The organism is Streptomyces sp. NPDC018000 (assembly GCF_044328025.1).
Lineage (GTDB): Bacteria > Actinomycetota > Actinomycetes > Streptomycetales > Streptomycetaceae > Streptomyces.
Genome location: NZ_JBIRGM010000013.1, coordinates 116,387 through 135,046 on the forward strand (window position 1 = coordinate 116,387; position 18,660 = coordinate 135,046).

The window sequence follows — 18,660 nt, forward strand, 5'->3', positions numbered from 1 at the left end:
ACCTACGGGTATCCGTTTGGCGCTGCGTGACTACTCAACAACCTTTGGATGAAGGGTTATTGACAAGTGTTGAATTGTGCGGCGGGGTGCTCGGATGAGCATTCTCTTCATGGTTTTGGCGGTGACATGGTGAGGCGGGTTCGGGGCTGCGTCGGGGTGTGTCGCGCGGCCTCGGTTCCGGGGAGACGGCGGGTGGTCATCAGATCGAAACCTGGGAGGGGTGTTGCCGGGTGTGGCTCCTGGGTCATCATCTACGCGCGTTGTGTACTGCGAGAACTGAGATGTGGGAGACGAAATGCCGCTGAACCGTAGGACGTTCCTGGGCACATCGGCGGCCGCCGGTGCCGGTGTGGCGATCGTGGGTGGCTCTGCCGTTCCTGCCGCTGCCGACGGTCATGGGCACGGCCACGGGCGTCCGCCGAAGCGGTACTCGTTCACTGTGATGGGCACCACGGATCTGCACGGGAACGTCTTCAACTGGGATTACTTCACCGACAAGGAGTTCGACGACAAGGCTCACAACGATGTCGGTCTGGCGAAGATCTCCACCCTGGTGGACCAGGTGCGTCGGGAGAAGGGCCGCCACAACACCCTGTTGATCGATGCGGGTGACACGATCCAGGGCACCCAGTTGTCGTACTACTACGCCAAGGTCGATCCGATCACGGCGAAGCGTGGCCCGGTGCACCCGATGGCGCAGGCGATGAACGCGATCGGCTATGACGCCGCGGCGCTCGGCAACCATGAGTTCAACTACGGGATTCCGGTGCTGCGGAAGTTCGAGGAGCAGTGCGACTTTCCGCTGCTGGGTGCGAACGCGCTGGACGCGAGGACGTTGCGGCCGGCGTTCGCCCCGTATGTCATCAAGAGGATGCGTACCCCGCACGGCCGGGATGTGAAGGTCGCGATTCTGGGTCTGACGAATCCGGGCATCGCTATCTGGGACAAGGCGAATGTCAGTGGGAAGATGGTGTTTCCCGGTCTGGAGGAGCAGGCGGCGAAGTTTGTGCCGCGGCTGCGTTCCATGGGTGCGGATGTCGTGATCGTGTCGGCGCATTCGGGTAGCAGTGGTACGTCGTCGTACGGTGATCAGATTCCGTATGTGGAGAACGCGGCGGGTCTGGTGGCTGAGCAGGTGCCGGGTATTGACGCGATTCTGGTCGGGCATGCGCATCAGGAGATTCCCGAGTATTTCGTGGAGAACAAGCAGACGGGGAAGAAGGTGGTGCTTTCCGAGCCGTTGAAGTGGGGGCAGCGGCTGACGTTGTTCGACTTCGATCTGGTGTGGGAGAAGGGCCGCTGGGTGGTGGAGAGGGCGGGTTCGCGGGTGTTGAACTCCAACACCGTGGCTGAGGACCCGGAGATCACGAAGCTGTTGGTGGATGAGCACGAGAAGGTTGTGGGTTACGTCAATCAGGTGATCGGTACGTCGACGGCGGCGATGTCGACGGCGGAGGCGGCCTGGAAGGACGAGCCGATCATCGATCTGATCAATGTCGTGCAGGCGGAGACGGTGAAGGCGGCGTTGGCGGGTGGTGAGTATGCGGCGCTGCCTGTGCTCTCGCAGGCGTCGTGTTTCTCGCGTACGGCGCGGATCCCGGCCGGGGATGTGACGATCAGGGATGCGGCGGGGCTGTATCCGTTCGAGAACACTCTTGAGGCGCGGTTGCTGACGGGTGCGCAGATCAAGGATTATCTGGAGTTCTCGGCCCGGTATTACGTGCGGATTGCGGCGGGTGCTCCGGTGGATCCGGCGAAGCTGACGAATGCGGATAATATTCCGGATTACAACTACGATGCGGTGTCGGGTTTGACGTATGACATCGATATTGCGAAGCCGAGTGGTTCGCGGATCGTGAATTTGTCGTTCGAGGGCAAGCCGATCGATGCGGGTGCGCAGTTCGTGCTGGCGGTGAACAATTACCGGGCGAGTGGTGGTGGCAATTTCCCGCATGTTCCGGGTGCGAAGCAGTTGTGGGCGAATTCTGAGGAGATTCGTAACACGATCATCTCGTGGGTGAAGGCGAAGGGTTCGGTGGATGGTGCGCAGTTCGCTTCGGTGGACTGGCGTCTGACGCGGGACGGTGTGCCGGTGTTCTAGTGCCGGTCGCGGCAGTGGGTGGTGATCTGCTGGGTGGGCGGCCGTTCTCTCCTTTTCGGAGGGGGCGGCCGCCTTCTGTTGTGCGGGGGGTGGTCAGTTGCCTTGGGTGAGGGGGATGAGGTCGGGGTTCTGGGTGGGGATGGGTGGGGTTCGGGGGGTGAGGCCGAAGGTGGTGAAGGCGGTGCGTTGGGGGAGGGGGTAGGCGTTGGTGCCGGTGAGGTGGTTGAGGATGGTGGCGCTGCGCCAGGCGGCGAGTCCGAGGTCGGGGGCGCCGACGCCGTGGGTGTGGCGTTCGGCGTTCTGTACGTAGATGTTGCCGGTGATGGTGGGGTCGAGGACGAGGCGGAATCGGTCGTCGATGTGGGGGCGTGCGGAGGCGTCGCGTCGGATGTAGGGGTGGAGGCCGGTGAGGATGCGGTCGAGGGGGCGTTCGCGGTAGCCGGTGGCGAGGACGACGGCGTCGGTGGTGAGGCGGGTGCGGGTGTTCTGCTGGGTGTGTTCGAGGTGGAGTTCGATGCGGGTGTCGGCGGTGCGTTCTGCGGTGTGTACGGAGACTCCGGGGGTGAGGGTGGTGTCGGGCCAGCCGCCGTGGAGGGTGCGGCGGTAGAGCTCGTCGTGGATGGCGGCGATGGTGTCGGCGTCGATGCCTTTGTGGAGCTGCCATTGGTGGGGGACGAGTTCGTCGCGTACGGGTTCGGGCAGGGCGTGGAAGTAGCGGCTGTAGTCGGGGGTGAAGTGTTCCAGGCCGAGTTTGGAGTACTCCATGGGTGCGAAGGCCTGGGTGCGGGCGATCCAGTGGAGTTTTTCGTGGCCTGCGGGGCGGGCGCGGAGGAGGTCGAGGAAGATTTCGGCGCCTGATTGTCCGGATCCGATGACGGTGATGTGTTCGGCGTCGAGGAGTGTTTCTCGGTGGTGGAGGTAGTCGGCGGAGTGGATGACGGGGGTGGTTTTGGCTTCGGTGAGTGGTTTGAGGGGGTCGGGGATGTGGGGCTCGGTGCCGATGCCGAGGGCGATGTGGCGGGTGTATGTGCGGCCGAGTGCTTGGGCTTCGCCGTCGGTGTCGAGTTGGGTGAAGTCGACTTCGAAGAGGCCTTGTTCGTTGTTCCAGCGGACGGCGTCGACCTGGTGGCTGTAGTGGAGGCCGGGGAGTTGGTCGCTTACCCAGCGGCAGTAGGCGTCGTATTCGGCGCGTTGGATGTGGAAGCGTTCGGCGAAGTAGAAGGGGAAGAGTCTTTCGCGGCTGCGCAGGTAGTTGAGGAAGGTCCAGGGGCTCGCGGGGTTGGCGAGGGTGACGAGGTCGGCGAGGAAGGGGACTTGGAGGCTGGCTCCGTCGATGAGGAGGCCGGGGTGCCAGTGGAAGGCGGGGCGTTGTTCGTAGAAGGTGGCGGCGAGGGGGTGGGGGCTGTTGGGGATGTCGTGGGCGAGTGCGGCGAGGGAGAGGTTGAAGGGGCCGATGCCGATGCCGACGAGGTCGTGTGGCCGGCCGGTCTCGGGGGTGGGCAGGTCGGTCATCGGGGGGTGCTGCCTTCCGCGGGGTCGTGGGCGAGGTGGTTGACGAGGTCGAGGAGTGTGTGGAGGTCGTCGGGGGTGGTGTGGGGGTTGAGGAGGGTGGCTTTGAGCCAGAGGCGGTTGTCTGTGTGGGCGCGGCCGAGTACGGCGTGGCCGCGGGTGAGGAGGGTGCGGCGGATGGTGGCGACGGTGTTGTCGTCGGCGTCGGTGGGGCGGAAGAGGACGGTGCTGATGGTGGGGTGGTCGTAGAGGTCGAGGGTGGGGGTTTGGGTGATGAGGTCGGCGAGGTGGTGGGCGGTGGCGACTGTGTGGTCGATGAGGTCGGCGAGTCCGGTGCGGCCGAGGGCTTTGAGGGTGACGGCGATCTTGAGGGCGTCGGGGCGGCGGGTGGTGTGCAGGGAGCGGCCGAGGAGGTCGGGGAGGCCGGCTTCGGTGTCGTCGTCTGCGTTGAGGTAGGGGGCGCGGTGGTGGAGTGGCTCGAGGTGGGTGCGGTCGGGGACGGCGAGGATGCCTGCGGGTGCGGGTTGCCAGCCGAGTTTGTGCAGGTCGAGGGTGACGCTGTGGGCGCGGTCGAGGCCGTGGACCTTGCTTCGGTGGGTGGGGCTGAAGAGGAGGGGTCCGCCGTAGGCGGCGTCGATGTGGAGTTCGGCGCCGTGGGTGGTGCAGAGGTCGGCGATGTCGGTGAGTGGGTCGATCTGGCCGGTGTCGGTGGTGCCTGCGGTGGCGGTGACGAGGAGGGCGTGGTGGGGGCTGTGGAGCCGGGTGAGGGCTTCGGCGAGTGCGGTGGGGTTCATGACGCCGGTGGGGGCGGGGATGACGACGGGTTCGGGGAGGCCGAGGAGCCAGGCGGCGCGGGTGATGCTGTGGTGGGCGTTGGCGGCGCAGATGGTCTGTACGGGGCCGTTGCGTTCGCGGGCGAGGAGTAGGGCGAGTTGGTTGGCTTCGGTGCCGCCGGTGGTGAGGAGTGCGTCGGGTGAGGGCTGGTGGGGGTAGATCTCGGTGGCGAGTGCGGTGGTGATGTCGGCTTCGAGGGCGGAGGCTGCGGGGGCCTGGTCCCAGGAGTCCATGGAGGGGTTGAGTGCGGAGGCTGCGAGGTCGGCGGCGGCGGCGAGGGCGAGGGGCGGGGTGTGGAGGTGTGCGGTGCAGAGCGGGTGTGCGGGGTCTGCGGCGCCTTCGGCGAGGGCGCTGACGAGGGTGTGCAGTGCGTTGTGGGGGCCGGTGCCGTGGTCGGGGATGACGGGGTGGGTGGCGGTGCGCATTCGGGGGGTGACGGCGTCGGGTCCGCCTGCGGGGAGGGGGCCGTCGCGTCGGTGGGCGCCGTCGTGGAGTGCGGTGAGGACGGTGTCGATGAGGGGGCGTAGGGCGGTGGGGCCGGTGGTGGAGCCGGCGAGGGGTGGGGTGGGCATGGTGGTGGGGCCCTTCGGGTGCGCATGGGTGGACATGCCAGCTTGTCCGGGTTTTCGGGGGCGCGGCCGCAGAGCTTGGTGATCTGAACTCGAAAGGGGGACGGGTGAAGGGCTGGGGGTCGTTGTCGGGGGTGTCGGTGGTATGGGTGTGGCGTCGGATATGGGTGTGCCCGGCGCCTCCCTGTGTGGTGGGGGTGGCGCCGGGCACGGGTGGTGCCGGGAGGCTCTGAGGGTCAGTGGGCGTTGCGTACGGCGAGGGCGCGGCGCAGGTCGTCGATCTGGTCGATGAGCTGGCGGCGCAGGGCCGGGATGAGGGTCTTGTCGTTCAGTGCTTGTTCGCCGAGGTGGAGGTTGTCGGTGTCGACGGCGTACGCGGGGAAGGCGTACCGGCCGGCGGCTTCGGCGATGGCGGGGCCGCGGCGGGCGGCGAGGCGGGTCGCGTCGGGGTAGTAGCGGGGCACGTAGTCCCGTACGAGGTCGGTCTGTTCGGGTTGCCAGAAGCCTTGGGCGGTGGCGGTGAAGAGGTAGTTGGAGAGGCTGTCGTCGTTGAACAGGGTGTGCCAGGCGGCGGCCTTGGCCTCGGGGGTGGGGAGGGCGGCCCGGCAGCGGGCGGCGCCTTCGTGTCCGGTGGCGCTGGGGTCCTGTTCGAGTTCGGCGGTGATGGCGGTTTCGTCGGTGGCGCCGAGGACGGCGAGGCGGGTGAGGATGCGCCAGCGCAGTTCGGGGTCGAGTTCGGGTCCGCCGGGGACGGTGCCGTTGGTGAGCCAGTCCTGGATGGTGTCGGGCTGGGTGGCGGCGTCGATGAGGTGGCGTACGGCGACGAGGCGCAGGCCGGGGTTGTGGCCGTCCTCGGTGCGGCGGATGATGTCGCGGCACAGGGCGGTGAGGGTGGCGAGGGCGGCGGGGCGGTCGTCGGGGGTGAGGTAGCGGCCGGTGATCTGGGTGTCTGCGAAGGCGAGTACGCCTTGGGCGAGGGCGAGGTCGGTTTCGTGCGGGAGGTGTGCACGGGCCGCTGTGAGGTAGGTGGTGGGGGCGAGGTCGCCGTCGCGGACCATGTCGCGGGCGGTGTTCCAGATGACGGCGCGGGTCAGCGCGTCGGGGATGCCGGACAGGTCGCGTTCGACGGTGTCCCAGGACTTGGTGTCGAGGCGTACTTTGGCGTAGCTGAGGTCGCCGTCGTTGAGGACGACGAGGGCGGGGCGTCGGCCGGGCAGGGCCTTGACCGTGTCGTTCTGGGGGATGTCGATTTCGAAGCGTTCGCGCAGGACGAGGTGGTCGGGGCCGGGGTGGGCGTCCGGTGCGTGGTCGTATGCGCCGATGGCGATGCGGTGGGGGCGGCTGCCGTCGTGGTCGATGGTGAGGGACCACATGCCGTCGGATTCGTCGATCCGGGGGGTGAGGGTGTCGACTCCGGTGGTGCGGAGCCAGGTGTCGGCCCAGGCGTGGACGTCGCGGTCGGTGGCCGATGCGAGGTTGTCGATGAAGTCGGCGAGGGTGGCGTTGGCGAACTTGTGGCGGGCGAAGTGGGTGTTGATGCCGGCCAGGAAGTCCTTCTCGCCGAGCCAGGCGACGAGTTGGCGCAGGGCGGATGCGCCTTTGGCGTAGGAGATGCCGTCGAAGTTGAGCATCGCGGACGCGGTGTCGGGGACGGCTGCCGGGTCGGGGGCGACGGGGTGGGTGGAGGGGCGCTGGTCGGCGTCGTAGCCCCAGCCCTTGCGGGCGACGCCGAAGTCGACCCAGGTGTCGGTGAAGCGGGTGGCTTCGGCGAGGGTCTGGTAGCCCATGTACTCGGCGAAGGACTCGTTGAGCCAGATGTCGTCCCACCAGGCGAGGGTGACGAGGTCGCCGAACCACATGTGGGCCATTTCGTGGGCGATGACCATGCCGCGGGTCTGGCGTTCGGTGTCGGTGACGGCGGAGCGGTAGATGAACTCGTCGCGGAAGGTGACGAGTCCGGGGTTCTCCATGGCGCCGGCGTTGAATTCGGGGACGAATGCCTGGTCGTAGGAGTCGAAGGGGTAGGGCTCGTCGAATTTCTCGTGGAAGCGGTCGAAGCAGGCGCGGGTGATGTCGAGGATCTCGTCGGCGTCCGTGTCGAGGTGCGGGGCCAGGGAGCGGCGGCAGTGGATGCCGAAGGGCAGTCCGGCGTGTTCGGTGGTCACGGAGTGCCAGGGGCCTGCGGCGACGGCGACGAGGTAGGTGGAGATCAGCGGGGTGGCTGCCAGGGTCCATCGGCCGTCGCTCCGGTGCTCGGCGATGCCGTTGCCGAGTACGGTCCAGCCTTCGGGAGCGGTGACGGTGAGTTCGAAGACGGACTTGAGGTCGGGCTGGTCGAACGCGGCGAAGACGCGCTGGACGTCCTCCATGAACAGTTGGGTGTAGACGTACGTCTCGCCGTCGGTCGGGTCGGTGAAGCGGTGCATGCCTTCGCCGGTGCGGGAGTAGCGCATGGCGGCGTCGATGCGCAGTTCGTGTGTGCCGGCGGTGAGTGCGGTGAGCGGGTAGCGGTTCTCGGTGAGGTCGGCGGGGTCGAGGGGCTGTCCGTCGAGGCTGATCGAGCGCAGGGTGGCGGGCTTGAGCTCGACGAATGTGTCTCCGGCCGCGGCTGCGGTGAACTGGATGACGGTGCGGGAGTCGAAGGTCTCTTCCCCTGTGGTCAGATCGAGGTCGATCGTGTACCGGTGTACGTCGAGGAATTGGGCTCGGGTCTGCGCTTCGTCGCGCGTCAGTACGGACATGCGTCCATGCTGCCGTACGGGGTGGGCGGGGCGCAGGAGGGTTCTCGCAGGGCTGAGTGGGGCTGGGCGCCGGTGGTGCCGCTGTGGTCGGCGGTGTTACGGCAGGTGGGAGCGGGGTGGGCCGCTTCCGTGCGCGGGCCGAGGGGCGGCCTGCGCCGGGCAGCCACTCCTGCGTGCCGCGGGGGCCACTGTGCCGACGGGCCGGCCCGGCCGGCGCGCCGTCGGCGGGACGAGCGGCTGGTGCCGGCCGTGGGACGACGGCGCGCGGGTCGGCCTCGTGGTGTCAGTTGCCGGGTGCCGCCTCCTGCGGCGTCTTCGGATTCAGGAGGTCGAGTGCGATGTCGGTGATCATGTCTTCCTGGCCGCCGACCATCTTGCGGCGGCCGGCTTCGACCAGGACCGTTCGGGTGTCGAGCCCGTAGCGGCTTGCCGCGTTCTCGGCGTGCCGCAGGAAGCTGGAGTACACGCCCGCGTAGCCGAGGGTCAGGGTTTCGCGGTCCACGCGGACCTCGCGGTCCTGGAGCGGACGTACGAGGTCGTCGGCGGCGTCCATCAGTGGGAAGAGGTCGCAGCCGTGCTCCCAGCCCATCAGATCGGCGACGGCGATGAACGCCTCGAGTGGGGCGTTGCCCGCGCCTGCGCCCTGGCCGGCCAGGGAGGCATCGACGCGGGTGACTCCGTTCTCGACGGCGACGACGGAGTTGGCCACGCCGAGCGCGAGGTTGTGGTGGGCGTGGATGCCCAGTTCGGTGGTGGGGTTCAGTGCCTCGCGGTAGGCGAGGACCCTTTTCTGTACGCCGTCCATGGTGAGCCGGCCGCCGGAGTCGGTGACGTACACGCATTGTGCGCCGTAGGACTCCATCAGCTTGGCCTGGCGGGCGAGTTCGGCGGGCTCGGCCATGTGGGACATCATCAGGAAGCCTGCCACGTCCATGCCGAGTTCGCGGGCGGCCGCGATGTGCTGTGCGGAGATGTCGGCCTCGGTGCAGTGGGTGGCCACGCGCACCGAGCGGATGCCGAGTGCGTGTGCCTGCCGGAGGTCGTGCAGGGTGCCGATGCCCGGCAGCAGCAGGGTGGTGGGTACGGCGTGCTTCGCGGCGTCGGCGACGGCTTCGATCCATTCCCAGTCGGTGTGCGCGCCGACACCGTATGTGATGGAGGAGCCGGACAGGCCGTCGCCGTGGGCGATCTCGATGGCGCCGACCCCGGCGTTGTCCAGGGCGGTCGCGATGGTTCGGGCCTGCTCGATGCTGTAGCGGTGCCTGACCGCGTGCATGCCGTCGCGCAGGGTCACGTCCTGGATGTACAACGGGCCGCGGGGGCGGGGCTGTCCGGCGGTGGCCGCGGTGGTGGTCTGGTCGGTCATCGGGGTGCCACCTCGCTGGAGCGGTGAGCGGCCATGTGCTCCGCGGTGCGCAGAGCGGCCGAGGTCATGATGTCGAGATTGCCGGCGTAGGCGGGCAAGTAGTGGGCGGCGCCCTCGACTTCGAGGAAGACGGAGACCTTCACGGCTTCCTTTCCGGCGCGTGCGGGCAGCAGCCCGCGCAGCGGGTCGTCGGCGGCGACCCGATCGAACTGGACTTTCTGCTTGAGGCGGTAGCCGGGTACGTATGCCTGGACGCGGGCGGCCATCTCCTCGACGGAGGCGGTCACGGCGGTGTCGTCGCACTCACCGACCAGGCAGTACACGGTGTCGCGCATGATGAGCGGCGGTTCGGCCGGGTTGAGGACGATGATCGCCTTGCCACGGGTGGCGCCGCCGACCTTCTCGATGGCCGAGGAGGTGGTCTCGGTGAATTCGTCGATGTTGGCCCGGGTGCCGGGTCCGGCGGAGCGGGACGAGATGGAGGCGACGATCTCGCCGTAGTGGACCGGGGTGACGGCGTTGATGGCGGCGACCACGGGGATTGTGGCCTGTCCGCCGCAGGTCACCATGTTGACGTTGCCGGCGCCGAGGTGTTCGCCCAGGTTGACCGGGGGAACGACGTAGGGGCCGATCGCGGCCGGGGTGAGGTCGACGACGGTGCGTCCGGCGGCGCGGAGCACCTGGTCGTTGTAGCGGTGCGCGCCCGCGGAGGTGGCGTCGAAGACGATGTGGACCTCGGCGAACTCGTCCATCTTCAGCAGGCCGTCGACGCCTTCGTGGGTGGTGGCGACCTTCAGGCGGCGGGCGCGCGCGAGGCCGTCGGACTCCGGGTCGATGCCGACCATGGCCGCCATCTCCAGGCGGTCCGAGAGCCGTAGGACCTTGATCATGAGGTCGGTGCCGATGTTCCCGGAGCCGATCACCGCGACCTTGGTGCGGCCGCCGTCCGAAACTGCGCTGCTCAACTCAGGTCTCCCTGCTCGGGGGCGGCGAAGCCGACCCGTACGGAACCGAGGCCCGTGATCCGGGCCTCGAAGGTGTCACCCGGCGCCGCGGTGGCCATCGGGCCGAGGGCTCCGGTGAGGACGATGTCTCCGGCTCGCAGCGGGTCCCCCATCTCGGCGAGTGTGGAGGCCAGCCAGACGGCGGCGTTCAGCGGGCCGTCGAGGCAGTCCGAGCCGCTGCCCTCGGAGACCTTCTCGCCGGCGCGGGTCATCGTCATCCGGACCCCGCGCAGATCCACGGCGGTCAACGGCACGGGAGTGCCTCCGAGGACGAACAGCCCGGAGGAGGCGTTGTCGGCGATGGTGTCGACGAGGCTGATGTCCCAGTCGGCGATCCGGCTGTCGACGATCTCCAGGGCGGGCAGGGCGAAGTCGACCGCGCGGATCACGTCGGCGACCGTCGTCTGCGGGTGCGGGAGATCGGCGCCCAGCACCAGTGCCACCTCGGCCTCCACCTTGGGCTGGAGGAGCCGGTCCGCGGGCACGGTCCCGCCGTCGGGAACGGCCATGTCGGACAGGAGTGCGCCGAAGTCCGGCCGGTCGACGCCGAGCTGGCGCTGGACGGCCGGCGAGGTCAGGCCGATCTTGCGGCCCACGATGCGGCGGTCGCCGGTGAGGCGCGACTCGATGGTGCGGCGCTGCACGGCGTACGCGGAGGCCACGTCCCCGACGGCGAAGAGATCGCGTACGGGCGGACAGGGGATGCCGGACTGCGCGGCCTCGGTCAGAGCCTCGGCCGCATCGGTGACGGCGGCGAACGGTGCGGCGGTCACGGGGGTACCTCCGGGTGAGAGGAGAAGGAGAGGAAGGGGCGAGCGAGAACGGTCGGCGGCGCGGCGCATGTGCCGCCGGGACTCCGGTATAGACGCCCCGGCGGCGCCCGCGCCAAGGGTCGTTCCGCGACATGGAACAGCGTCGGTGAAATGCGACGCCGCTTCCCCCATTTGCCGGCGGGTCTATGGTGGTGCGGTGTCAAGAGGAAACGACGTGGTCGCGCGGAACCTTCGCGTTCTCAGGGAGCAGCGTGGGCTTTCGCTGGCCGAACTCGCCCGGCAGGCCGGTCTGTCGAAGCAGAATCTGTCCAAGGTCGAGCAGGGCACGGGCAACCCCACTGTCGAGACGCTGTTCGCGGTGGCGTTGGCTCTTGGCGTGCCGGTGACGCGGTTGGTGGCGGAACGCGAGCAGGTCATGACGGTACGCCCGGGTGACGAGGCCGTCTGGCAGCAGCACGAGGGGTACGAGAGCCGCAGTCTGGACCATGTCTACGGTTCGGGTGTCATCGAGAACTACGTCCTGCGCGTTCGCGGCACGGGTCGTTCCGGGCCGCATCCGGCGGGCACGCTGGAGCATCTGTATGTGATCAGCGGGCGGGTCAGGGTCGGCCCCGAGGACGGCCCGGTGGAGCTGGGTGCGGGCGATTTCGTCCGGTTCCCCGGCGACCGTCCGCATCTTTACGCCGCCCTCGAGGAGGAGAGCCTGGTGCACATCGTGGTCAGTGTGCCCCGCGTCCAGCCGGGCACCGGCGGCGGTGCGCGGGGCGGCACGCACGGAGCCGAGAGGGGCACCCCGCCCTCCTGAGACACCGCCCGAGTCCCTCCCGGCGTATCGCCCGGGCCCGTGGCGGCCTGCCGTATCCGCCGGGCAGGCCGCATGGGCTCGGAGCGGGGGGACAGTTCAGGCGGCGGCCGATTCCTGGCTCGTCCCGGGCTTCCTGCGGGCCCGCAGGCGCGTCGAGGCTCCGAGTTCCCTGGCGGCCTCGAACGCGACCCGGCGCAGTTCGGGCGCGACGCGTGCGGGTTCGAAACGTCCTGTCGCACCGGAGACGGAGACGGCGGCCACGGGACGCCCTCCGGCCCCCATGACAGGAACCGCGACGCAGGAGACGCCGGGCAGGATCTCCTCCCGGTCGTAGGCGATCCCTTCACGGCGGATGCGGGCCAGTTCGGCCCGGAAGTCCTCCGGATCGGTCACCGAGTTCTCCATCGGTGCGGGCAGTCCGCCGGCGATGGCCTGCTCGGCCGCGTCGTGGTCGAAGGCGAGCAGTGCCTTGCCGACGGCGGTGCAGGAGGCGGGCATCCGCGAGCCGATCCGGGTGGGCGTACGGGCGCGGCGGTGGCCGTGCAGCTTGTTGACGTACATGACGTCCGTGCGGTGCAGCACGGCCAGGTGCACGGTCTCCTGGGTGAGGACGTACAGCTCGGTGAGGAAGGGCAGCAGCCGTTCCTGAAGCATCAGCGGGGTCGGGCCGTAGACGCGGCGGCCGATGTCGAAGAGCTGGGGTCCCAGCCGGTAGCTGCTGCCCACTCGCTCGACGACGTCGTTGCGCTGAAGAATGCCGAGCAGCCGGAACGCGGTCGACTTGGTCAGCCGGGTGCGGCGGGCGAGTTCGCTGACGCCGACCTCGCGGTCCTCCTCGGCCAGCGACATCAGCAGGGTGAGTGCCTTGTCCACGGCGGTCTGCTGCTCACGGGAGGTGTCCGCCCCCGTCGGGCCGGTGTCATCGGTGATCGGGGTACGGTCGAGCATGTTCGCCTCCGCGCATTCCTGGGCGACCACTTCAGTGGACGTGCGTCCACCGTAGAGGACCGTCGCGCGTGTGTGAACAGTCAAGCCCGGGCAAAACCGAAATCTCGGTGCCTCGTACATCACAGTCGGGCCGTACGAGCCACCGTGACCGGCATGCCCCGATGCGCCAAGTCCGAGACCCGGACGTCACGGCTTGACGATCACCTTCCCGGTGACCTCGCCGGCGATCACGGCCCGGAAGCCGTCATGGATGGCGGACAGCGGGATCTCCCGGTCGATCCGGGGCCGTATCCCGGCGCTCTCCATGAACCGCAGCAGCGAGACGAACTCCTGACGGGTTCCGCCCGTGGAGCCCAGCACCCGCTGCTGGAGGTAGAAGATCCGGTTCAGGTCGGCCGGCGGATTGGCCCCGCTGGTCGCCCCGGCGACCACGACCGTGCCGCCCGGACGCAGCGACCGCAGCGAATGCGGCCAGGTTGCCTCCCCGACGGTCTCCACGACCACGTCGACCTTCTCCGGCAGCCTCTCCCCCGTCGCCAACGCCAGGTGCGCGCCCATCTCCAGGGCTGCCGTGCGCTTGTGTTCCGACCGGCTGGTCGCGATCACCCTGGCCCCGGCGGCGCGGGCCAGGGTGATCGCCGCCGAGGCCACCCCGCCGCCCGCGCCCTGCACCAGCACCCGGTCACCCGGCCGTATCCGGGCCTGGGTGAACAGCATCCGGTACGCCGTCAGCCAGGCGACCGGCAGACATGCGGCCTGGGCGAAGGACAGCGACGCCGGCTTGGGGATGAGGTTGCGGCGCGGCACGCACAGCAGTTCGGCGAATGCCCCGTCGTGCCGCTCCGACAGCAGCGCCCGTCCGGGGTCGAGGGTCTCGTCGCCTCCGCCCGCCCGCGGATCGCCGATCACCGGGTGGATCACGACCTCGTTGCCGTCCTCGTCGTACCCCGCCGCGTCGCAGCCCAGCACCATCGGCAGCCGTTCGGCGGGGTGACCGACACCGCGCAGCGTCCAGATGTCGTGGTGGTTCAGCGCCGCCGCGACGACCTTGACCACGGTCCAGCCGGGCGGTGCCACCGGCGCGGGCACCTCGCGCAGTTCGAGCCCGCTCAGCGGGTCGGCGGGGTCCTGGCGTACGGCGACGGCGGCGAGCATCGGTCCTCCGGGCGTGAGGGGGTACGAGACGGCGTGCGACAGCGCACGGCGGTCACGGTCTGCGGCTGCGGCCCTTCGGGGCAAGTGGCTGTGCCATGACGCGGCACACCGAAGCCGCCCCGTATCCACGGTTCCGCAGACCGGAAGCATCGCGTCGGAACGTGACGCGGGCGTGTTCCACAGGGCGGCACAGCACGTGGCATTACCCGGTCCCGAGGCGGTCTGCTGTGAAATGCCCGAACGGACCGCCGAGCCGTCCGGCCCTCACCCGTACTCCCCGAACACACCTGAAGGGACGGCCCGTCATGCAACTCAGCGGACTGGGATACTTCGGACTCCGAACCCGGCGCGTCAACGAGTGGCGTACCTTCGCCGAGGATGTGCTCGGCCTGTCGGCGCAGACCACCGAGGACGGGCTGCGGCTGCGCGCCGACGACCGCGCCTGGCGGATCGCCCTGCACGAGGCCGACTGCGAGGAGTTCGGCTACGTCGGCTGGGAAGTTCCGGGACCCGCCGAACTCGCCGCGGCAGCCGACGAGTTGACGGCGGCCGGCGTCGATGTCAACTATGCGGACGAGCAGACGCTCCGCGAGCGGGACGTTCTGGGGCTCTTCCACATCGAGGACCCCAACGGCGTACGCGTGGAGATCTTCTACGGTGCCCGCACCGCGACCACTCCGTTCGTCTCACCGACCGGCGCCCGCTTCGTCACGGGTGAACAGGGCCTGGGCCACGTGGTGTTCTCCGTCGAGGACTACGCGGCGACACTGCGGTTCTACACCGAGCTGCTCGGCTTCCGGCTCTCCGACTTCTGCGACCTCGGCCGCAAGCGGATCGCGTTCCTGCACACCAACCCCCGCCACCACTCGCTGGCGTTCGCCGGGCTGGTCATCGATCCCGAACGCAAGCCGCGCAAGGACGTGGAGCCGGGCGAGCTCTTCCACTTCATGCTGGAGGCCGACGCACTGGACACGGTCGGGTACGCGTACGACCGCTGCCTGGACGGTGCGGCGCCGCTGGCCCTGACGATCGGACGGCACAGCAACGACCGGATGCTGTCCTTCTACGCGGTCACACCGTCCGGCTTCGAAGTGGAGTACGGGTACGGCGCCATCACCGTCGACGACCCCTGGACCGCGACCCGGGTCGACGGCACCAGCCTGTGGGGGCACCACCGTACGGCGCGCCCCGCCACCCCGGCCGGCCAGGAAGGAACGAAGGCATGAGCCACCTCCACCGCACCCCCGCCCCGGCGGTCGACGTCACCGAGTACTTCGACATCGACAACGGTCTCGTCGACCGCGGGATCTTCGGCGACAGCGCCCTCTACCAGCAGGAGCTGCGCCGCGTCTTCGCACCGAGCTGGCTCTTCCTCGCCCACGCCTCGCAGTTCCGCAAGCCGGGCGACTTCTTCACCACGTACATGGGCGAGGACCCGGTCATCGTGACCATGGACAAGGACCGGCGGATCCGCGCCTTCCTCAACGCCTGCCGTCACCGCGGCATGCGGGTCTGCCGGGCGGACGCCGGCGCGACCAAGGCGTTCACGTGCAGCTACCACGGCTGGGCGTACGACACCTCCGGCAAACTGATCAACGTCCCCAACCGCGAGGGATATCCGGAGAGCTTCGACGAGAACCGCTGGGGTCTGACGGAGGTCGCCCAGCTGGACACGTACCGGGGGCTGGTCTTCGCGACCTGGAATCCGGACGCCCCCGCGCTCACCGAGGCGCTCGGCGGGATGACCTGGTACATGGACGCCATGCTGGACCGTGACCCGGAGGGCACGGAGGTCGTCGGCGGTGTCCACAAGTGGGTCCTGGAGGGCAACTGGAAGCTCGCCGCCGAGCAGTTCTCCTCCGACTGGTACCACGTGAACATCTCGCACGCCTCCGCGCTGATGGTCATGTCGCCCAGCGGCAAGGGCCCCAAGGCCGGGATCGCCCAGACCCCGGGACGCCAGTACACCGACCCGAACGGTCACGGTGCCGGCTTCCCGACCCACCCCAAGAGCCGTTTCGACGACCGGGTGGTGCACCAGTACTACGACTACGACCGGCTGCGCGAGCGCCTGGGCGACGCCCGTGCCGAGGGTCCGATGACGACCGGGCACGCCAACATCTTCCCCAACTTCTCGTATCTGCCGGTCAACGGCAGCATCCGGGTCTGGCACCCGAAGGGGCCGGACAAGATGGAGGTCTGGGCCTGGACCGTCGTCGACAAGTCGATGCCCGACGAGGTCAAGAACGCCCAGCGCCTGTACAACCTGCGCACCTTCGGGCCGACCGGCATCTTCGAGCAGGACGACGGCGAGAACTGGAGCGAGTGCCAGGCCACCGCGCACGGTTTCATGGCCGGCGGCATGACCCTCAACTACCAGATGGGCATCGGTATGAGCGCCGAGGACGGCGTCCACCCCGGTACCACCGGACACCTGTACTCCGACGGGGCCGCGCGAGGCTTCTACACCCGCTGGCGCGACCTGATGAACACCCCCGCCTGGCACGAGAAGGCAGCTGACGAACGATGACCACCGCCGAAACCACCGACACCGCTCACACCGCCGTACTCGTCGCCGATGCCGGCGGCATCGAGGAGGGCGAAGCCCTCCGGGTGCCCGCCGAACGGACCGGGCACCACGACGCCATCTCCGTCTTCCACGACGACGGGAAGTACTACGCCCTCGACGACACCTGCTCGCACGGCCAGGCGTCCCTCGCCGACGGCTGGATCGAGAACGGTGAGGTCGAGTGCCCCCTGCACAGCGCCCGCTTCTGCCTCAGGTCCGGTGAGCCGCAGTGCATGCCCGCCACCCTCGCGGCCCGGACCCACCGGGTCGAGGTCGTCGACGGCGCGATCTGGCTGCACCCCGGCCAGGAGCCGACGTCATGACGAGGATCGCCGTGGTCGGCGCCGGGATCTCCGCCGTGTCGGCCTGCGACGCCCTGCGCGGCGGCGGCTTCGACGGCGAGATCGTCCTGCTGAGCGGCGAGGACGGGCTGCCCTACGACCGTCCTCCGCTGAGCAAGGACGTCCTGACCGGTGCCGTGACCGCACAGCACGGCATCGCCCTGCGACCGGCCGACTGGTACGAGAAACAGCGCGTCGAACTCCGGACGGGCGCCGTCGTCACCGCCCTGCGCCCCGACGAGGGCGTGCTGGAACTGGCCGACGGAACGGAACTGACCGCCGACCGCATCGTGCTGGCCACCGGCGGCACCGCCCGAACCCTCCCGGTACCCGGTGCCGAAGACCCGGCCGTGCACACCCTGCGCACCTGGGAGGAGGCGCAGCGGCTGCGGGCCCGGCTCATGCCGGGCGCCAGGATCGCCGTCATCGGGGCCGGGCTCATCGGCGCCGAGACCGCGGCGGTCGCCACCGCGCTGGGCTGCTCCGTCACCTTGATCGACCCGGTGCCGGTGCCGCTGACCGCCGTCGTCGGCCCGGACGTCGCCGGGGCACTGCACAAGCGGCACCGCGCCGAGGGCATCGAAGTCATCACCGGCGGTGTGGAGCGCATCGACCGCGCGCCCGGCGCCGAGGAGGTCACCGTCACCGTGGGCGGGCGCCCCGAGCCCGTCACCGCCGACACCGTGGTCGTCGGCATCGGCATCCGCCCGGCGACCGCGCTGGCCGAGGCCGCGGGGCTCACCGTCGACAACGGCATCGTCGTCGACGCGGCGCAGCGCACCTCGCACCCGCGGGTGTACGCGATCGGGGACGTCGCCCGGCGGGACGGTGACCCGGTGCGGCACGAACACTGGGATGCCGCCCAGAGCGGCGGCCGGGCCGCCGCCGCCGGACTGCTCGGAGCGGCCCCGCCCGACCGGGGCGCCTCGTGGTTCTGGTCCGACCGGTACGGCAGCCGGCTGGAAGGGGTCGGTTCGATGGCCGACGCCGAGGAGACGGTCGTACGGGGTGATGTCGCCTCGGGTTCCTTCACGGTGCTCGGGCTGCGCGGATCGGTGGTGATCGCGGCCGCCGCGATCGACCGGCCCAAGGACATCAAGGCCGCCCAGCGGCTGATCGCCCGTGCGGTGCCCGTCTCCGCGGACCGGCTCGCCGACCCGGCCACCGAGCTGCGCGCCCTGCTGCGCGGCTGAACCGGCCCCGCCCCGTACCCCTGCGCCCTTCTCCCCCGGCCCCGTCATGGTGTGTGCCGCCCACCGGCACACCCGCTCCCCGCACCCGCCGCCGTGCGATGGGATGGCCGACACAGCGCGGCACGCAAGGAGGATCCATGAGCATCCACACCACGGAATCCGCCGCCGCCCCCGCGGGCGGGCCGGCCCTGGACGATCTGCTGCTCCACTTCGAGGTACAGCGCTTCTACACCCTCGAAGCCCATCTGCTCGACCAGCACCGGTACGCCGACTGGCTGGAACTGCTCGCCGACGACCTGCACTACTGGGCGCCCGTACGCACCAACCGGCTGCGCCGCCAGCAGTCGCTCGCCGACGGCACCCCGGGCGAGGTGGCGATCTTCGACGAGACGAAGGACAGCCTCGCCTGGCGCATCCGGCGCTTCGACTCCGGCATGGCCTGGTCCGAGGACCCGCCGTCGCGCACCCGGCACCTGGTCACCAACGTGGCGGTGCGCCCCGGCGACGAGGACGGCACGTACATCGCCGAGTCCGCCTTCCTGGTCTACCGCAACCGGCTGGAACGCGAGGTCGATCTGTACGCGGGTGGACGCACCGACCTGCTGCGCCGGGCCGCGGACGGTTCGTTGAAGGTTGTGCGCCGCCACATCCTGCTCGACCAGAACGTGCTGCTCGCCAAGAACATCAGCACCTTCCTCTGACACATCGGCGCCTCGCTGACACATCGGCGCCCGGCTCCGACAGGCGCGCCC

15 protein-coding genes are annotated in these 18,660 nt (G+C 69.5%); 7 read left to right on the forward strand and 8 right to left on the reverse strand.

All coding sequences use genetic code 11. The annotated features are described in order from the left end of the window. Positions 1–295 precede the first annotated feature (295 nt). The gene (locus ACH4EW_RS23940) at positions 296–2,101 is read left to right on the forward strand and encodes a bifunctional metallophosphatase/5'-nucleotidase (protein WP_398260047.1); all 1,806 of its coding nucleotides are present in this window, start codon (positions 296–298) and stop codon (positions 2,099–2,101) included. Between the two features lie 93 nt (positions 2,102–2,194). Here the strand turns inward: ACH4EW_RS23940 and ACH4EW_RS23945 are convergent, their stop codons facing one another. The 6 genes from ACH4EW_RS23945 to ACH4EW_RS23970 form a co-directional block, all read right to left on the reverse strand. After that, on the reverse strand, positions 2,195–3,613 hold the full coding sequence (locus tag ACH4EW_RS23945; protein ID WP_398260049.1) for a lysine N(6)-hydroxylase/L-ornithine N(5)-oxygenase family protein: 1,419 nt from the start codon (positions 3,611–3,613) through the stop codon (positions 2,195–2,197). Further along, positions 3,610–5,016: a pyridoxal phosphate-dependent decarboxylase family protein gene (locus ACH4EW_RS23950; RefSeq protein ID WP_398260131.1), complete on the reverse strand. Its 1,407-nt coding sequence runs from the start codon at positions 5,014–5,016 to the stop codon at positions 3,610–3,612. Before ACH4EW_RS23950 ends, ACH4EW_RS23945 begins: the two co-directional genes overlap by 4 nt. A 233-nt stretch (positions 5,017–5,249) precedes the next feature. Continuing rightward, the gene (pepN, locus tag ACH4EW_RS23955) at positions 5,250–7,754 is read right to left on the reverse strand and encodes an aminopeptidase N (RefSeq protein WP_398260051.1); all 2,505 of its coding nucleotides are present in this window, start codon (positions 7,752–7,754) and stop codon (positions 5,250–5,252) included. Positions 7,755–8,037: 283 nt separating this feature from the next. After that, positions 8,038–9,120: a 4-hydroxy-2-oxovalerate aldolase gene (gene dmpG, locus ACH4EW_RS23960; protein ID WP_398260053.1), complete on the reverse strand. Its 1,083-nt coding sequence runs from the start codon at positions 9,118–9,120 to the stop codon at positions 8,038–8,040. Then, complete coding sequence (locus tag ACH4EW_RS23965) at positions 9,117–10,085, reverse strand: acetaldehyde dehydrogenase (acetylating) (protein WP_398260055.1); 969 nt, start codon at positions 10,083–10,085, stop codon at positions 9,117–9,119. Before ACH4EW_RS23965 ends, dmpG begins: the two co-directional genes overlap by 4 nt. Next, positions 10,082–10,897: a 2-keto-4-pentenoate hydratase gene (locus ACH4EW_RS23970; RefSeq protein ID WP_398260057.1), complete on the reverse strand. Its 816-nt coding sequence runs from the start codon at positions 10,895–10,897 to the stop codon at positions 10,082–10,084. Before ACH4EW_RS23970 ends, ACH4EW_RS23965 begins: the two co-directional genes overlap by 4 nt. Positions 10,898–11,093: 196 nt before the next feature. On the opposite strand from ACH4EW_RS23970, the gene ACH4EW_RS23975 reads away from it, so the two are divergent. Next, complete coding sequence (locus ACH4EW_RS23975; RefSeq protein ID WP_398260059.1) at positions 11,094–11,702, forward strand: helix-turn-helix domain-containing protein; 609 nt, start codon at positions 11,094–11,096, stop codon at positions 11,700–11,702. Positions 11,703–11,798: 96 nt separating this feature from the next. On the opposite strand, the gene ACH4EW_RS23980 is transcribed toward ACH4EW_RS23975, so the two are convergent. Together ACH4EW_RS23980 and ACH4EW_RS23985 are read right to left on the reverse strand one after the other, a co-directional pair. Further along, positions 11,799–12,650: an IclR family transcriptional regulator gene (locus ACH4EW_RS23980; protein ID WP_398260061.1), complete on the reverse strand. Its 852-nt coding sequence runs from the start codon at positions 12,648–12,650 to the stop codon at positions 11,799–11,801. Positions 12,651–12,836: 186 nt separating this feature from the next. After that, positions 12,837–13,805 carry a zinc-binding dehydrogenase gene (locus ACH4EW_RS23985; RefSeq protein ID WP_398260063.1) on the reverse strand — a complete coding sequence of 323 codons (969 nt, stop codon included), beginning with the start codon at positions 13,803–13,805 and terminating at the stop codon, positions 12,837–12,839. Positions 13,806–14,110: 305 nt separating this feature from the next. Here ACH4EW_RS23985 and ACH4EW_RS23990 point away from each other — a divergent pair, with 305 nt between their 5' ends. The 5 genes from ACH4EW_RS23990 to ACH4EW_RS24010 all read left to right on the forward strand — a co-directional run bounded on the left by ACH4EW_RS23990 (position 14,111) and on the right by ACH4EW_RS24010 (position 18,609). After that, positions 14,111–15,031 (forward strand): VOC family protein, encoded by a 921-nt coding sequence (locus tag ACH4EW_RS23990; RefSeq protein WP_398260065.1) that lies wholly within the window; start codon positions 14,111–14,113, stop codon positions 15,029–15,031. Continuing rightward, the gene (locus ACH4EW_RS23995) at positions 15,028–16,335 is read left to right on the forward strand and encodes an aromatic ring-hydroxylating dioxygenase subunit alpha (protein ID WP_398260067.1); all 1,308 of its coding nucleotides are present in this window, start codon (positions 15,028–15,030) and stop codon (positions 16,333–16,335) included. Before ACH4EW_RS23990 ends, ACH4EW_RS23995 begins: the two co-directional genes overlap by 4 nt. Then, complete coding sequence (locus ACH4EW_RS24000) at positions 16,332–16,697, forward strand: bifunctional 3-phenylpropionate/cinnamic acid dioxygenase ferredoxin subunit (RefSeq protein ID WP_398260069.1); 366 nt, start codon at positions 16,332–16,334, stop codon at positions 16,695–16,697. Before ACH4EW_RS23995 ends, ACH4EW_RS24000 begins: the two co-directional genes overlap by 4 nt. After that, complete coding sequence (locus ACH4EW_RS24005; RefSeq protein ID WP_398260071.1) at positions 16,694–17,908, forward strand: NAD(P)/FAD-dependent oxidoreductase; 1,215 nt, start codon at positions 16,694–16,696, stop codon at positions 17,906–17,908. Before ACH4EW_RS24000 ends, ACH4EW_RS24005 begins: the two co-directional genes overlap by 4 nt. Positions 17,909–18,045: 137 nt before the next feature. Beyond that, the gene (locus tag ACH4EW_RS24010; protein WP_398260073.1) at positions 18,046–18,609 is read left to right on the forward strand and encodes a 3-phenylpropionate/cinnamic acid dioxygenase subunit beta; all 564 of its coding nucleotides are present in this window, start codon (positions 18,046–18,048) and stop codon (positions 18,607–18,609) included. Positions 18,610–18,660 lie beyond the last annotated feature (51 nt).

Bases quoted from the DNA above. Each gene is read 5' to 3' on its own strand.
- ACH4EW_RS24000 (WP_398260069.1), top strand. From the start codon at position 16,332: ATGACCACCGCCGAAACCACCGACACCGCTCACACCGCCGTACTCGTC.
- pepN (WP_398260051.1), bottom strand. From the start codon at position 7,754: ATGTCCGTACTGACGCGCGACGAAGCGCAGACCCGAGCCCAATTCCTC.
- ACH4EW_RS23995 (WP_398260067.1), top strand. From the start codon at position 15,028: ATGAGCCACCTCCACCGCACCCCCGCCCCGGCGGTCGACGTCACCGAG.
- ACH4EW_RS24005 (WP_398260071.1), top strand. From the start codon at position 16,694: ATGACGAGGATCGCCGTGGTCGGCGCCGGGATCTCCGCCGTGTCGGCC.
- ACH4EW_RS23980 (WP_398260061.1), bottom strand. From the start codon at position 12,650: ATGCTCGACCGTACCCCGATCACCGATGACACCGGCCCGACGGGGGCG.
- ACH4EW_RS24010 (WP_398260073.1), top strand. From the start codon at position 18,046: ATGAGCATCCACACCACGGAATCCGCCGCCGCCCCCGCGGGCGGGCCG.
- ACH4EW_RS23990 (WP_398260065.1), top strand. From the start codon at position 14,111: ATGCAACTCAGCGGACTGGGATACTTCGGACTCCGAACCCGGCGCGTC.
- ACH4EW_RS23950 (WP_398260131.1), bottom strand. From the start codon at position 5,016: ATGCCCACCCCACCCCTCGCCGGCTCCACCACCGGCCCCACCGCCCTA.
- ACH4EW_RS23945 (WP_398260049.1), bottom strand. From the start codon at position 3,613: ATGACCGACCTGCCCACCCCCGAGACCGGCCGGCCACACGACCTCGTC.
- ACH4EW_RS23940 (WP_398260047.1), top strand. From the start codon at position 296: ATGCCGCTGAACCGTAGGACGTTCCTGGGCACATCGGCGGCCGCCGGT.
- ACH4EW_RS23985 (WP_398260063.1), bottom strand. From the start codon at position 13,805: ATGCTCGCCGCCGTCGCCGTACGCCAGGACCCCGCCGACCCGCTGAGC.
- dmpG (WP_398260053.1), bottom strand. From the start codon at position 9,120: ATGACCGACCAGACCACCACCGCGGCCACCGCCGGACAGCCCCGCCCC.